We start from the raw sequence: 14586 nt of genomic DNA, 5'->3' as shown, positions 1-14586 counted from the left end.
TCCCGCGCTATCGTGCCTCGCGCGCGACGTCGCGACCGGCCCCGCGCCGGGCGATCTCGGCGATGAAATCGGCGGTGAGCTGTGCTAACTCGGCCGAATGCGAGATCGGCGACCAATGGCCCGCCGAGATTTCGGTGCGGGTGAGGTCGGGGACCCAGCGCGGCGCCTCGTCGTTGACCACCGGACGTACGGCCCGATCACCGGTGGAGACGATCAGTCGCACCGGCAGTTCGACACGTCGCGGCCGCGGACGGCGCAGGCGCACGCCGATATTCGCGCGATACAACGCCAAACCGTTGAGCATGTCCTCGCGCAACGTCGGCGCGGTGTGCACCAGCGCCGGGTCGAGTCCGTCGAAGAGGGAGAGGAAGCGCGGCCACCGGGTCGACAGCGCACGCAGCACCGGATCGGCGAGACCGGGAACGCGGAAGGCCGCGGTGTAGGACGATGCGACGCCCTGGGTCACCGCGCCGCGCAGACGCGAGAAGGAGAACGGACCGCGCAGGTAAGCGCCGAGGAAATCCAGATTGGGTCCGGAAACCGAGGTGAAGGATGCGATCCTGTCGGCGGCGCCGGGGGTGGCGACGAGTTCCCAGCCGACGACCGAACCCCAATCGTGGCCGAGGACGTGCACCGGCCTGTCCGGCGACAATGCCTCGACCACGGCGAGAATGTCGGCCGCGAGTTCCTCGACGCGATAGGAATCGACCGCGGCGGGCACCGTACTCGCACCCGCGCCGCGATTGTCGAGGGCGATGACGCGATGCCGCGCGCCGAGATGTTCGGCGACGCGGTTCCAGAGCAGATGGGTGTCGGGCCAGCCGTGCACCAGCAGGACCGGGGTACCCGTCGGATCTCCCGTCTCGAAGACGGCGAGGTCGATATGGCCGCGGCGGACGATCGTCGTAGGCGCCGCCGGGAACGGGCCGGTATGCGTGGTGGTCACGGTTCACCTTCCGGGTACTCGCTCGACGCCGGGCGCGATGTCGAGAACGAGAAGCCGGGACCGCGACGTCGGAATCGGAGCGTTCCACGTGAAACCCGCGCGAGGTCACGCCGAGCCTGTGGATATCCGAGTAAACGTAACATCAAGTATCAGATAGATGCCATAGCCCGAAGGCCTATCCGTAGGTGTCGCGCGGACCGCGTCCCCTGACGTGCCGCTCCCCTTTGCGCCAACTCGGCGCGACGGGTCCGAAAATCTTGACCGAGGTCACCACGCCGTGCCCGACGGCGGCACTGATCTTCGCCAGGATCTGGGACTGCAACATCCGCAGCTGCGTGGCCCACGCGGTGGATTCCGCCGCGATGCTCAGCACGCCGTCCTTGAGCGTGACCGGGGTGGCGTGCGAGGCGATGTCCTCCCCGACCACAGCGGACCAACGCCCGAAAACCATTCCCTCGGCGACCTTCGCCGACCATCCACGGTTCTTCGCTATCGACCCGGCCAGTTTGAACAGGGGCTGAGGATCACGCTCGTCCGGACGCGCGCCCGACCATCCGGTACGCCGCCGCGCCCCGGTCCGCAGCCGTTTGGGCGAAGCCCGACCCTGTCCGACGGATTTACCGCTGGCGCGTGCGGCGGCTCGGGCCTCTTCCAACGCGCGACGAGCCAGATCGATCCCACGCAATTCGGGCTCTCCCCCGGGCTGCTCAGCCCCCGAGTTCGGCTCCGACTGGTCGGTCATCGGTACGCTCCGTCCGCCCTCGCACCGGGTTTGTCCCCAGTTCCGCCTACTTTGTCCCCAGCTTCCGCACGGCCCGCATCGACCGGAAGCAGGTGGTCGAAGCATCGCCGAACAGCCGTGTCGAACATACGTTCGCCCCCGTCACCACGTATTTCCATCTGATTGCGGTCCTAACGGGGGCACATTCCGCAGGTGCGGAGGATCCACAGTCATCCCCAGTTATCCACAGACCCTGGGGATAACTGGGGATGACTGAGCAGGACCGAATCTCGGGGCAACTCTACGGGAGCTCACGCCGTGACCGACAGCGCGCGGCACGCCACTATCGAACGATCGATGTTCGATAGTGGCGGGGTGATCCTCGGACCACCAGATGATGGGTTCGCCGCCGATTTCATCCCCAGATGTGGATAAACAACGGCATTTCTGTGTATAGATTCGACGTAGATCACATTTGTCCGCGGTCCGAACAACGCCTTCGCTCGAACCGGCACCCACCCTCCGAGACTGGCCGAGTGCTCGCGGGACTACTCAGCGCGGGCTTCCGTTGTCGGCGACTTCGAAGGAATCGGCGGCGGAAAGATCGTCCTCACCGCGGACAAACCGAGAATCGCCGGGTTCGGCCGTGTCGGCGGGTTCGACCGTGCCAACGGGCTCGGCCGCGCTAACGGTGTCCGCCGCGTCATTGAGTTCGGCCGTGCCTGCGGGTTCAGCCTCGCCAACGGTGGTGGCCTCGTCAGCGGTGACGTCGGTTGTGGTGGTGGCGACTGCTCCAGGCTCGGCCGTGCCTGCGGCGTCAGTGGTCGCAGCCGTGGTGGTGGCGACCTCCCCACGCGGCCCCTCCGCGATCCGCGATATCCGCCGCGCGGCGTCCCCGCTCGTCTCGACCCACAGCGGCATCGCGGCCAACTCCCCCGGCACGTCCTCGGCGACGGCGGCGGTGATCAACACCTGTTCTGCGCCCGCCGCGACCTGAGCCAGCGCGGTACGCCTACGTCGATCCAGTTCGGCGAACACGTCGTCGAGCAGCAGCACCGGTTCCGCGCCGGTGCTGCGCAGCAGTTCGAACGCGCCCAGGCGCAGAGCGAGGGCGAAGGACCACGACTCGCCGTGACTGGCGAACCCCTTCGCCGGTGCCTCCCCGAGCATCAGGTCGAGATCGTCGCGATGCGGCCCGACCAGGCATACCCCTCGGTCGAGTTCCTTGGTCCGGGCGACGCCGAGTTCGCGCAGCACGATGGCTTCCAGGGCCACAGCGTCGTCCTGCTGCGGTTCGCGCGCGGGATCGAGCCATTCGGGCGGCAGATACGAGCTGCGATAACCGATTGCGGCCGAACGGGATTCGGGCGCGATGGACCGATATGACTGTGTCAGATGGGGATACAGCTCGTGCACGAGACGCAGTCGCTGCGCGAGCAGCACCGCGGCGTGTTCGGCCAGGTGCCCGTCCCACACATCGAGGGTGCTCAGGTCCGATTTCGACCGTGCCTGTCGCCCAGCGGTTTTCAACAGGGCGGAGCGCTGCCGGAGTACCCGGTCGTAATCGGCGCGGACACCGGCGAGTCTGGGCAGCCGGGTTGTGCACAACTCATCGAGGAACCGGCGGCGCTCCCCCGGATCGCCGCGCACCAGCGCCAGATCCTCCGGCGCGAACAGCACCGTGTGCAGGATCCCCAAGATTTCCCTCGGCCTGCGGACCGGTGACCGGTTGATCTGGCCGCGATTGGCCGCGCCCTGGTTCAGGTCCAGGTCGATGCGCAGTTCCCGACCGCTGTTGACCACCGTCGCGCCGATCCGAGCGCGATCGACGCCCATTCGGATGAGGGGTGCGTCGGCCGCGACTCGATGCGAGCCCAAGGTCGCCAGGTAACCGATCGCCTCGAGCAGGTTGGTCTTGCCGTTACCGTTCGATCCCAAGAAAACTGTTCGGCCTGGGGATAACTCGATTTCGGCATGTTCCCAGGAACGAAAATCACGCAGCGACAGCGCTCGGATGAACATGCGCTACACCGTCGCGACCGAAACCCGGCCCGGCCCCGATGGAACCCGTTTGTGCACAGGTGCTCAGCCCGGAAGCCGAACCGGCATCAACAGGTAGATGTACGGGCTGGCGAGCGCCGCGAAGGCACCGGAATCGAGCACTTCGGGTTCTTCCTCCCCTGCGGGCAGCAGCACCGCGGGACGACTGGGAGTGGTGAAACCGAACGTGACGCGATCGGCGTGCAGCGCGGACAGTCCGTCGACCAGATAGCCGGGATTGAAAGCGATGGTGAGGGATTCGCCGCGGAAGTCCGCCTCGATCCACTCCTCGGCGCGCCCCGCGTCGTCCCCGCCCGCCGACAGCAGCAGTCCCTCTGTGGAGAACTCCAGACGCACTTGGGCGCCGCGCTCGGCGACGAGTGCGACGCGTTTGATGGCCTCGGTCAGCGCGGACACGGCGAGCGTGGCGATGGAGGTGTGCTCCTTGGGGAGCAATTGGCGGAACTTGGGGAATTCTGCGTCGAGCAGCCGCGTGGTGGTGCGGCGACCGCCGTTCACGATGCCGAGCAGTCCTTCGGAGCCGGAACCGGTGCCCAGTGACAACTGCACGGGCGCATCGGAAGGACCGAGCGTCTTGGCAGCCTCGGACAGCGTGCGCGCCGGAATCAGCACCGACGTCTCGATATCGCTGTTGTTCGGCTTCCATTCGATGTGGCGCACCGCGAGCCGGAACCGATCGGTGGCCGCGAGGACGACACGTGAGCCTTCGATCTCGACCCGGATGCCGGTGAGCATCGGCAACGTGTCGTCGCGCCCCGCGGCGACGGCGACCTGGGATACCGCCCCGGAGAACACATCCACAGCCAGTTCGCCGGTCTGCTGCGGCACCTCGGGCAGTTGGGGATAGTCCTCGACGGGCATGGTTGGCAGTGAGAATTTCGCACTGCCACAGGAGATCAACACCCGCGTCCCGTCCAACGAGACGTCGACGGGTTTGTTGGACAGCGCCTTGGTGATGTCGGCGAGCAGACGACCGGAGACCAGAACCTCGCCGGGGCCGGCGACCTCGGCCGCCACCCGCATCTGGGCGGAAACCTCGTAGTCGAAACCGGAGACGGTCAGCCCGTCCTCGTCGGCGACCAGCAGCACACCGCCGAGTACGGGAACGGGAGGCCGAGACGGCAGGCTGCGCGCCACCCAGGCGACGGATTCGGCGAAATCCTCTCGGGCGACCCGAAACTTCATGCTTGCAAGCTCCATCGCCCGAATTTCCTCTCCCAGTTCCGTGATCCGTGTCGGCTCGTCAGCTGTGGTTCTCATGAGGGGTGCTGGATCGTCCGCCCCCCGCAGTGTGGCACAGGCGACCGACACCAAACCGTACCCGCGTCCGTCGCGAGTACATAGTCCGACCCGCTGTCGACGCTTCGTGGGCGTTTCGCCGCCGGGGCGAAGGCGAGACGAAGGGTCCACCGGATCCGCGATCGAGCATCGCCTCGGTTCCCGTCCTCCTTGCTTCTCGAATCGGAGTGGCTCACGAGCCGATGCGTTCCGACCGAGTTTCCACACAGCCTGTTTTCAAGAGTGATTCTTAATGAGAAGAAATGAAGTAGTAGTAGGCGCTGTGGAATCTGTGGAGTGAGGACGTTTCCGCAGGTCACACGGTGTGGTGCCGTGGGGATGGCCGTGGGGTGACTCGAGGATGAACACGAGGCGTCTGTGGAGACCCGGAACTTGTCCCATGCTCATCCTCGAGTGCTCCTCGAGTTGTTCCACCATATTCACCCGGTTGTGCACACATGTGCACCGAACCGTGGACAACTCGAGGATTCCTCGAGGAGTCCACAGGGACTCCTCGAGGAATCCACAAGCACAACTTCCCAGATCGCCTGGTCAGTGCCTGTGTGTGGATTCGGCTGTGGAAGTTGGGGACTACTGCCTGTGAGTCCTGTGTACGCCGCCGACGCCCGCGCCTGTGGACGAATCGGTGCACAACCGGTGGATTCCTCGAGGAATCCACAGGAATTCCTCGAGGAATCCACAACCCATAAAAAAGCACCGCCCCTGGTCAGGGGCGGTGCAGGGGGTGTTAGTGGAAATCAGCGCGAGCGTTGCTTGATTCGGGCTGTGAGTTCTTGAACCTGGTCGTAGACCCGGCGCCGTTCGGTCATCTCCTTGCGGACCTTCTTCTCCGCGTACATCACCGTGGTGTGGTCGCGGCCGAATGCCTGGCCGATCTTCGGCAGCGACAGGTCGGTGAGCTCGCGGCACAGGTACATCGCGATCTGACGCGCCTGGGCCAGCGGACGGGCCTTACCCGGGCCGGTGAGTTCCTCGAGCGTGGTGTTGAAGTACTCCGCGGTCACGGCCATGATCGTGGCCGCGTTGATCTCGAGCGCCGCCGTCTCCGGCATCAGATCGCGTAACACCACCTCGGCCAGCGGCAGGTCCAGCGGTTGGCCGTTGAGCGAGGCGAACGCGGTCACCCGGATGAGCGCGCCCTCGAGTTCGCGGATATTGCGTTCGACCCGGCTCGCGATCAGCTCCATGACGTCGTGCGGCACATCGAGCCGGTCCATCCGCGCCTTCTTGCGCAGAATCGCGATGCGGGTCTCCAACTCCGGCGGCTGCACATCGGTGATCAGGCCCCATTCGAACCTGGTCCGCAGTCGTTCCTCCAGCGTCGCCAGTTGTTTCGGCGGACGATCCGAGGAGACGACGATCTGTTTGTTGGCGTTGTGCAGGGTGTTGAAGGTGTGGAAGAACTCCTCCTGGATACCTTCCTTGCCCTCGATGAACTGGATGTCGTCGACCAGCAGGATGTCGGTTTCGCGGTACCTGCGCTTGAACGCGACCTTGCGGTCGTCACGCAGGCTGTTGATGAAGTCGTTGGTGAATTCCTCGGTGGAGACGTATTTCACCCGCATACCGGGGAAAAGCCGCTGCGCGTAGTGGCCCGCCGCGTGCAGCAGATGGGTTTTGCCGAGGCCGGAAGCGCCCCAGACGAACAGCGGGTTGTACGCGCGCGCCGGTGCTTCGGCGATGGCGACCGCCGCCGCGTGCGCGAACCGGTTGGACGCGCCGATGACGAAGGTCTCGAACGTGTACTTGGCGTTCAGGCTGGCCGAGGATGACGGCTGCGGGGACTCCTGGCTCTTGTTGAAATAGGTCGGCCAGGAATTGCGGACGCTGACCACGGGCTCTTCGTCGCCGCGCGGAGACGGTTCCGGTTCGCGGACCGAGTCGTGTGCGGCCGTGACGGCCTGGTCGTCGTCGTGTTCGCGCACAGGCGAGCGCCCGGCCATCCGCATCGGTCCGGTTTCGGGCGAGAACAGCGATTCCTGTCCGGCCGGGCCGGGGCGGGATGGCTGTCCGCCGTCGCGACGCTGCTGCGGATGCCCCTCCGAGCCGCCCGCTCCCGGGTAGTCGAGCTGGGGCGGAACCTGGTAGGTGTTCGTCGGGTAGTCGTCCACCGGGTATTCCGGCGCGGGCGCGTATTCCTGGGCGGGCGAGTACTCGGGCGCCTGGGCGTATTCGCGGGTGCCCGGATACTCCGGCGTTGGGACGTAATCCGCGGGAGCGGCGTAGCGCGGTGTTCCATAATCGCCGCGACCAGGGAATTCACCGCCCTGAGCGCGGGGTGTCTCGCGTGCTCGCTCGGGCCTGCTCGTCATCCTCGCGTGCCGGGGGTTGGCGCCGGGCCGGTCGGGCGTCGGTGTCGCCGGTGCGGCGATACGCACCCCGAGACCTTCGACCTGGGGGCCGAGCCGCCTGCCCAGCGAGCGCAGGATCGGTTCGCGCAGATCGCGTTCGATGGCCTCCTGGGCCAGCGACGAGGGGACCGAAAGCAGTGCGAAGCCCTGGGCGACAGTGATCGGCTTGACCAGTTTCAGCCAGGCCTGCTGCGCGCGTGTCACCGCGGGGATTGCCCCGTCGGCAGAACCGGTGGTGAGTTCGGCGATCACCTCGGGCCACACCGTGGCCAACACGTTCTGCTCGTCGTCCATGCAGTTTCCTCCCCGGAAGTAGGTCGATAGGAGCAGACGGCCGGGGTGCGCGGACATCTACCGTCGATGGTCGATAAGGTGATCCCGCGTACAACCGAAACCGGGTCGGTCTCTGCTCGGTTCCCCCGGTTACGGGCGGCGGCGTGGGCGCCGTCGGCCCTACGAATATGCCACTCCAGGGGTCTTTCCACACAATTATCCACAGATGTGGACAACCCTGGGGAAATCCGGATCTGTCGTGGATTCGGCCTGTGAAAGGCCTGTACCAGGGGTTCTTTGGCAAACATTCGGCAACGCCGAGTGGTGCTTCCGGTAGCGTACGCACAGGGGTGTGGACGAACTCACCATCGCGGGGCGAGTGTCCGCCCCTCCTCGATGGGAACCGCGCAGGTCGGGCCGCGAACCCGACAGGTGGGCCGAGTTTGACCCTCCGAGGGACGGTCAGTACCCTCGTACAGTCACCCCTTGGTGCGGTGGCGGTTCTGTGCTGGCCCTGTCCTAGCGACGGATCGCCGGTGTGGTTCGAGAACTGTTGGTTCGACGACCGACTGTGCGCCAGGACCGACGCGCGCCGAGGATGACCTACCAAGCGATTCGTCGCGCATATCAATGACAAAGCTTCGGGCACCGTAGGGTGCCCAACAACTCGAGGAGTGTTGACCGTGGCCAAGGGCAAGCGGACGTTCCAGCCGAACAACCGTCGTCGGGCGCGGGTTCACGGCTTCCGCCTCAGGATGCGGACCCGTGCGGGCCGCGCCATCGTTTCGGCGCGTCGCCGTAAGGGCCGCTCCGAACTCACTGCCTGATCCTCGCTTTCGGACGCTCGGGTGTTGCCTGAGCCGTATCGGTTGCATCATCGTGCCGACTTCTCCCGGACGGTGCGCCGCGGCCAGCGAGTCGGGAGACGAGATCTGGTCGTACACGCGCTTGTGCACGGGTACGACGGATTCGTCGGCGCGAGTGGACGAATCAGCGATCCGGTAGTCGCCGGGTCGATGGTGCGCATCGGCGGACCGAGGTTCGGACTGATTGTCAGCAAGGCGGTGGGCCCCGCGGTGATACGACACCGGGTGGCCCGCCGCCTGCGTCATATGTGCGCCCAGGTGATTCCGGAACTCACCGCTGAGGCCGACGTCGTCATCAGGGCACTGCCCGGTGCGGCCGACGCCGATTCGGCCGAACTGCTCCGCCAGATCCGGGGCGCGCTGCGCAAGCTCGACGTGTCGCCGCTCCCCTCGGAGTACCCCGGGGGCACACTCGATACGACCCGCGGGTCGGGTGATCGGTCGTGAGTGCTCTCGCGACCCTCGGTCGGCTACCAGCGCGGGCGCTGATCTTCCTCATCGAGCTGTACCGGACCTATGTCTCCCCCACGCGGATGCCGGTCTGTCGCTTCACCCCGAGTTGTAGTGAATACGCGGTTACCGCGCTACGCACCCGTGGGCTGGTCGTCGGCCTCGGATTGACGGTCGTGCGACTGGCCAAATGTGCGCCCTGGCACCCTGGTGGGTGGGACCCCGTCCCGGAGCGTCGCGGACGCGACCGGAACGAGGCGGTCGCCGACCCTGTGGGCTCGGGACCACACGCTTGTAAAGGATCACCGCGCGCGGTGGTCGGCGACACGAACGACGGGAGTGCATAGAGCCGTGCTCGACTTCATTTATTACCCGGTGTCCTGGATCTTGTGGTTCTGGCACCGAGTCTTCGCGGCCATCCCCGGCCTCGGTCCGGATAACGGACTCACCTGGTCACTCGCCGTGGTGTTCCTGGTATTCACGCTGCGCGTGCTGCTGTACAAGCCGTTCGTGAAGCAGGTCCGCACCACCAAACAGATGCAGGAATTGCAGCCCCAGATCAAGGAGTTGCAGAAGAAATACAAGAACGACCGCCAGAAGATGGCGCTGGAGATGCAGAAGCTCCAGAAGGACAACGGCTTCAACCCACTGATGGGCTGCCTGCCGGTCCTGGCCCAGGTGCCGGTCTTCATCGGTCTGTTCCACGTCCTGCGCTCGTTCAACCGGACCGGCCATGGATTCGGTCAGCTCGGAATGTCGCCCGAGCAGAACGCCAATACCGCGAACTATGTCTTCAGCGCGGCCGATGTCCAGTCCTTCCTCGGTGCCCGCATCTTCGGCGCACCGATCTCGGCCTTCATCACCACCCCCACCGCGGAACTCCAGGCCTTCGCCGACTACGGCGGTATCCCGTCCAAGCTGAGCATCGCCCTGGTCGCGATTCCGCTGATGGTGATCGCCGGTCTGGCGACCCACTTCAACGCCCGCGCTTCCGTCGCCCGTCAGACTCCCGAGGCCGCCGCGAACCCGCAGGCCGCGATGATGAACAAGCTCGCGCTGTGGGTCTTCCCGCTCGGTGTTCTCGTCGGTGGTCCGTTCCTGCCCATCGCGATCCTGCTCTACTGGGTGTCGAACAATATTTGGACTTACGGGCAGCAGCATCTCGTCTTCGGTCGGATGGCCAAGGAAGAAGAAGAGAAGAAGCAGGCCAAGCTCGAATTGCGAGCGCAGAACGCACCGAAACCGGGTGCGAAACCGGTCAGCACCAAGAAGAAATCCGACACGGCGGTCACCGATGACGCCCCCGTCGACGATGTACCCGAGCAGGCGGAGCCCTCGACGAACGGCACCGCGAAGAACGTCAGCCGCGGGTCCGGACAGCGCAGGCCCGGTGGCCAGAAGCGTCCGGGCAACCGGGGCCGTGCCAACCAGAAGCGGCGGCGCTGAACGTTGATCGGCCCGGCCCGCGAGGCCCGCTGATTCCCTGAGCAACCCCTTGATCGCGTACCACCGGGCGGCGGTCGCCAGGCGTGCGTGACGAGCAGATGAAGGAAATCAAATGACTGTTGAGACCGACGGAGGGGACGCCACAGTGGCGACGACGATGGTGAACGCCGGGACGGAGCCCGACGACATCGCGAACGACGCCGAGGAAGCCCTGATCGAAGAGGGCGAGATCGCCGGCGATTACCTCGAGCAGTTACTCGACGTTTTGGATTTCGATGGTGATATCGATCTCGACGTCGAGGGTGATCGTGCCATCGTGAGCATCGACGGCGGCCGCGATCTGTCGAAGCTGGTCGGCCACAACGGCGAGGTGCTGGATGCGCTGCAGGAACTCACCCGCCTCGCTGTTCAGCAGACGACCGGTGTCCGCAGTCGGCTGATGTTGGATGTGGCGGGGTGGCGGGCCAAGCGTCGCGAGGAACTGAGCGCCCTCGGTACCGCCGCTGCCCAGCGGGTGCTGGAATCCGGCGCGGCGGAACCGCTCGCCGCGATGACCCCCTTCGAACGCAAGATCGTGCACGACGCGGTCGCGGCCGTCGAGGGTGTCAGCAGCGAGAGCGAAGGCGTGGAGCCGAACCGTCACGTGGTCGTTGTTCCGGCCTGATTTCGTATGACTCTCAGTGTGGACGAATTTCGTCACCCTGACGAAATTGAGTGGAGGGGCCTCCGATCTTTGGATCGGAGGCCCTCTCCATATCTGATATCGGCCCGCTCCCCCGGCTGCGGAATTCCGTCATCGGAGGTATGCCTGTGATCGACTCGAGCTGGGAAGGGATGTTTCACGTGGAACGAGATCTCGATGGAAGCGCCGCATTGTCTGCCGAGTCGGAACCGCCCGCCGAGGCCGCCGTCATCTTCGGCGACCGATTGGAGATCGCCCGCCGGTACTACCTGGCGTTGGCCAGTGCCGGGGTGGAGCGCGGACTGATCGGCCCCCGGGAGGTTCCGCGACTCTGGGATCGCCATATCCTCAACTGCGCTGTCATCGGCGAATTGATTCCCGAAGGCGCGATCGTCGTCGATATCGGCAGCGGCGCCGGACTGCCCGGCATCCCGCTCGCCATCACCCGACCGGATCTTCGGATCACCCTGGTCGAGCCACTCCTCCGTCGGACCATCTTCCTCAGCGAATTCATCGAGTCGGCCGGGCTGGACGTGACCGTCGTCCGCGGCCGCGCCGAACAATCCGGGGTGATGAAAGAGGCGGGAGGCGCGGATGTCGTCACCTCCCGCGCCGTGGCCCCCCTCGCCAAACTCGCCCAGTGGTCCCTGCCCCTCCTGCGGGACCACGGACGCATGCTTGCCCTGAAAGGTGCCAGTGCCGCAGAGGAATTGGAGCGTGACGGCGAGGCATTGGCTCGTGCTGGCGCTGGCAATGCGGAAGTCCTCCAATGTGGCGCCGGTATCGCGTCGACGCCGACGGTCGTGATCAGTGCGATCCGGCTCCCTCGCTCGGAGCGGGGGGCGCACCGTCGTGGGGAGGGTGGGTCGGGTCGTCGAGGGAAGGTCGCCAAGGGGCGTCGCGAGGGGTCGAGTTGATGGGTCGAGTTCGAGGGACCGCGTAGACGATCTGATGGGGTGGACGTGCGGTTGTCTTCGCGTTCATCTCGGGCGCTGTCTCCCGTGGTGTCCTGTGTTTCCCGTGAAACAACGGTCAATGGGTGCGCGTGATACGTAGGTCGGTTGTGGTGGTCCGAGGGCGGCTCGGTGCTCGCGGTTCATGCGCTTCGTGTGCGGAGTGAGATCGTTGGACGGGCGAGTTCGATCGCCGCGCAGTTATGAGGGTGATGACTCGCCATCCAGTACACGTTGTCGGGCGTCGCGCAGCTGACCACCTACGGTCCGGCGGTGAGTACATGCGCGGTATGTTGGTGCGTGAATGGGATGAGCGGCCGTGGCGGTCATCGGAACCACGACTGCTGTTCCTCTCGGGGCTTCTGACGCGTCTTCCGGAGTATTCAGCTGACGTCGAACGAATTCGTGTCCAGGCTTTTCGATGCGAGGATTTCGACCGTCATAGCACTTGCCTCGATCTGTTGCCCTGATCTCCGTCGCCGATCGAGGACGGGTAGGTGTCTGGAGTGCGGGATCAGATGTGTGGCGAACGGGGGGCATAGAGATGTGCGGTGCTACCGAAAGATCCGTATGACGACCGCGATCAGGGTGGCATCCCGGACGGAGGGATGCTGTCACTCTCCCCCGCGCGACCTGACGCGAACGCCTGGTTCCCCGAGCGCCGAATGTCGCGAGATCCAGCGGCTGCCTGCTGAGCCGAAACCGTGGGCCGTGCGTGCCATCGATGGCGATCAGCAGCCCACCCGCAAGTGAATCGATGACGGCGATGGTCTGATTGGTGCTGTCACAGCTTGGGGAATCTCGAAGTCTCTGATCGACTTCGGTTCTTGCGCTGAGCTCCGTTGTGGCGCGATCGCCGTTGTGGCGGGCGGCCGCGCACCTGCGCGCCGGTGCCCTCCCGTAGCGCGGTCGCGTCCGGTGGGTAGGTCGCAGTAACTGAGATCGTTCGGTGCGTAGGCAAATCGGGCGAACACGCCCGCGCCGCGGCCTGCCGCGACCTTCGCCATCCGCCGGTCCGTCATCCGCCGGTCCGCCGGACTGGCATTGCTCCAAGCCCGCGCAGTCGGCGAACGGGGATGGCAGACGTAGTCGGCTGGTGCACCTTGGCGGACGTTGGTCGGTGGCGTACGGTTCGGCACCGTGCCGCAGTGGTCGATTCCCCCGTTGCGGTGGTTCTCGGATTTCGGGCGGCCGCGCCCCCGGTTGGGCTGGCATGGCTGGGTCGACGTTGGCAATGTGAAGGTGGTCGGCCTGATGGGCATCGGCTGACGGGGTACGCCGGTCTAGTTGGGTGCGCCAGGCGATGATGTGACTAACCGAGCAGGGCAGGCGGTGGTGGTACTGGAGAACCCGGGCTGGGGTGGTGACGCTGAGTCGTTCGGTGCCAGGGCGCGCTTGGCGCTTGCCATTGCTGGGTCAGGTTTGAGTTCACCGGGGAGCGTGACGGCCGAGGTGTCGGACGTCAGAGTGTGGGCGAGTGATCGTGCTCGGGTAGTCACGACCGTGAGGATGCTGCCCAGCCACACGCTGGATTGGGCCATTGGTTCGATGGCAGGGTGCGATTCCCGGTTCTGGGTCGAAGGTACGACGGATACCAATACCGTCGGTGGACGCTGAATGATCGACGGTTCGCGGCGTGGCCACTCCCCGGATTCCGTCGCCGCGCTTCAATCGGTCGTGGTTTCCCGTGAAACATGCGTCCGTGGGTCGTCATGGAACGCGGTCATCCAGAGAGGGGTTGCCGAGGTGCCGTCGCCGAACGCGGCTTCGAGATGCAGCTACCGAGGGTGGTGACGGAGACCGTTACTGGCGATGATGCGGTTACGCGACGTGGTGACGGAGACGCGGTGAAGGCCGTATCTATTCGAGGGTGGGGCGTGCCGTCGTTGAATCCAACGCGTTGGTGTCATCTCCGAAAGCGACCGGCACGGACGCAGCACCGCCACGGCGGGTGGCATGTCTTGCGGGCGGGTCATCACGATCATCGACAACCGGTAGTGGTCACACATCACGGTCAGGTGGCGTGCCGACGATTTACATCTGGGCGGCACGCAACGTCCGGGTCGGGTCGGGTCGCGGAGGAGTCATTGCGGAGGTGTGGTCACGAGAATTCTTGGTACCGGAACCGCTGTGGTTCGAGCGCCGGAGTCGGCAGTCTGGTGGCCGGTCCGCCGCCGTGGAAGCGCGATGATCCGACCGTTCGGCGATGGGATATCCGACCGCGCTTAATCATGCGGATGCGACTCCCGTTGTGCACCGGTCCCCCACGTTCGGCTTCCGAACGACTCCGGACATCTGATCGGTGGATGATCCACGTGAAACCGAGTACCTGTCGAGTGCTGGGAGATGCGCTGGGCGCTGTACCCGCGAGCCGGTCGCGGTACTCGGGGTCTACAAGTGAACGGGTAGGAGCCGACCGTCTGCGTGGCACGTCGACATGTCTCGCCGCGTCGTCGACAGAATCCACTCGGACCTCGTTGGCGGTCCTGTCGATCGGATGGAGGTCGATGGGGTCGTCGGAACGGATGACAGAGGTTC

General features: G+C 65.5%; 11 protein-coding genes and 1 pseudogene. 7 read left to right on the top strand and 5 right to left on the bottom strand.

Annotation, left to right across the window (positions count from 1 at the left end; genetic code table 11):
- Positions 1-7 precede the first annotated feature (7 nt).
- The 5 genes and pseudogenes from OG225_RS34285 to dnaA form a co-directional block, all read right to left on the bottom strand.
- Positions 8-946: an alpha/beta fold hydrolase gene (locus tag OG225_RS34285; protein ID WP_405178934.1), complete on the bottom strand. Its 939-nt coding sequence runs from the start codon at positions 944-946 to the stop codon at positions 8-10.
- A gap of 175 nt (positions 947-1121) precedes the next feature.
- Positions 1122-1688: a DUF721 family protein gene (locus tag OG225_RS34280; protein WP_405178933.1), complete on the bottom strand. Its 567-nt coding sequence runs from the start codon at positions 1686-1688 to the stop codon at positions 1122-1124.
- Between the two features lie 834 nt (positions 1689-2522).
- Positions 2523-3689: pseudogene (gene recF, locus OG225_RS34275) on the bottom strand (DNA replication/repair protein RecF); the annotation flags it as partial.
- 63 nt (positions 3690-3752) lie between these two features.
- Positions 3753-4928 carry a DNA polymerase III subunit beta gene (gene dnaN, locus OG225_RS34270; protein ID WP_216911516.1) on the bottom strand — a complete coding sequence of 392 codons (1176 nt, stop codon included), beginning with the start codon at positions 4926-4928 and terminating at the stop codon, positions 3753-3755.
- Positions 4929-5764: 836 nt separating this feature from the next.
- On the bottom strand, positions 5765-7672 hold the full coding sequence (dnaA, locus tag OG225_RS34265) for a chromosomal replication initiator protein DnaA (protein WP_405178932.1): 1908 nt from the start codon (positions 7670-7672) through the stop codon (positions 5765-5767).
- Between the two features lie 662 nt (positions 7673-8334).
- Here dnaA and rpmH point away from each other — a divergent pair.
- The 7 genes from rpmH (at position 8335) to OG225_RS34230 (ending at position 13317) form a co-directional block, all read left to right on the top strand.
- Positions 8335-8478 carry a 50S ribosomal protein L34 gene (gene rpmH, locus OG225_RS34260; protein ID WP_071932098.1) on the top strand — a complete coding sequence of 48 codons (144 nt, stop codon included), beginning with the start codon at positions 8335-8337 and terminating at the stop codon, positions 8476-8478.
- Between the two features lie 21 nt (positions 8479-8499).
- Positions 8500-8964: a ribonuclease P protein component gene (gene rnpA / locus OG225_RS34255; protein ID WP_405178931.1), complete on the top strand. Its 465-nt coding sequence runs from the start codon at positions 8500-8502 to the stop codon at positions 8962-8964.
- Positions 8961-9314, top strand: a complete 354-nt coding sequence (yidD, locus tag OG225_RS34250) for a membrane protein insertion efficiency factor YidD (protein WP_405178930.1) — start codon at positions 8961-8963, stop codon at positions 9312-9314. The genes rnpA and yidD overlap by 4 nt, the downstream gene beginning before the upstream one ends.
- A gap of 4 nt (positions 9315-9318) precedes the next feature.
- On the top strand, positions 9319-10413 hold the full coding sequence (yidC, locus tag OG225_RS34245; protein ID WP_405178929.1) for a membrane protein insertase YidC: 1095 nt from the start codon (positions 9319-9321) through the stop codon (positions 10411-10413).
- Between the two features lie 112 nt (positions 10414-10525).
- A complete protein-coding gene (locus tag OG225_RS34240; protein WP_405178928.1) occupies positions 10526-11077 on the top strand; it encodes a protein jag in 552 nt (183 codons plus the stop codon).
- Between the two features lie 170 nt (positions 11078-11247).
- A complete protein-coding gene (gene rsmG / locus OG225_RS34235; RefSeq protein WP_405183464.1) occupies positions 11248-12012 on the top strand; it encodes a 16S rRNA (guanine(527)-N(7))-methyltransferase RsmG in 765 nt (254 codons plus the stop codon).
- 1176 nt (positions 12013-13188) lie between these two features.
- Positions 13189-13317 (top strand): hypothetical protein, encoded by a 129-nt coding sequence (locus tag OG225_RS34230; protein WP_405178927.1) that lies wholly within the window; start codon positions 13189-13191, stop codon positions 13315-13317.
- Positions 13318-14586 lie beyond the last annotated feature (1269 nt).

Source organism: Nocardia sp. NBC_01377 (assembly GCF_045040005.1).
Classification (GTDB): Bacteria; Actinomycetota; Actinomycetes; order Mycobacteriales; family Mycobacteriaceae; genus Nocardia; species Nocardia noduli.
Note: the sequence above shows the minus strand (reverse complement) of the source record. Positions and strands in the feature narration are given on the sequence as shown.

Bases quoted from the DNA above. Each gene is read 5' to 3' on its own strand.
- OG225_RS34280 (WP_405178933.1), bottom strand. From the start codon at position 1,688: ATGACCGACCAGTCGGAGCCGAACTCGGGGGCTGAGCAGCCCGGGGGA.
- dnaN (WP_216911516.1), bottom strand. From the start codon at position 4,928: ATGGAGCTTGCAAGCATGAAGTTTCGGGTCGCCCGAGAGGATTTCGCC.
- dnaA (WP_405178932.1), bottom strand. From the start codon at position 7,672: ATGGACGACGAGCAGAACGTGTTGGCCACGGTGTGGCCCGAGGTGATC.
- OG225_RS34240 (WP_405178928.1), top strand. From the start codon at position 10,526: ATGACTGTTGAGACCGACGGAGGGGACGCCACAGTGGCGACGACGATG.
- rsmG (WP_405183464.1), top strand. From the start codon at position 11,248: ATGTTTCACGTGGAACGAGATCTCGATGGAAGCGCCGCATTGTCTGCC.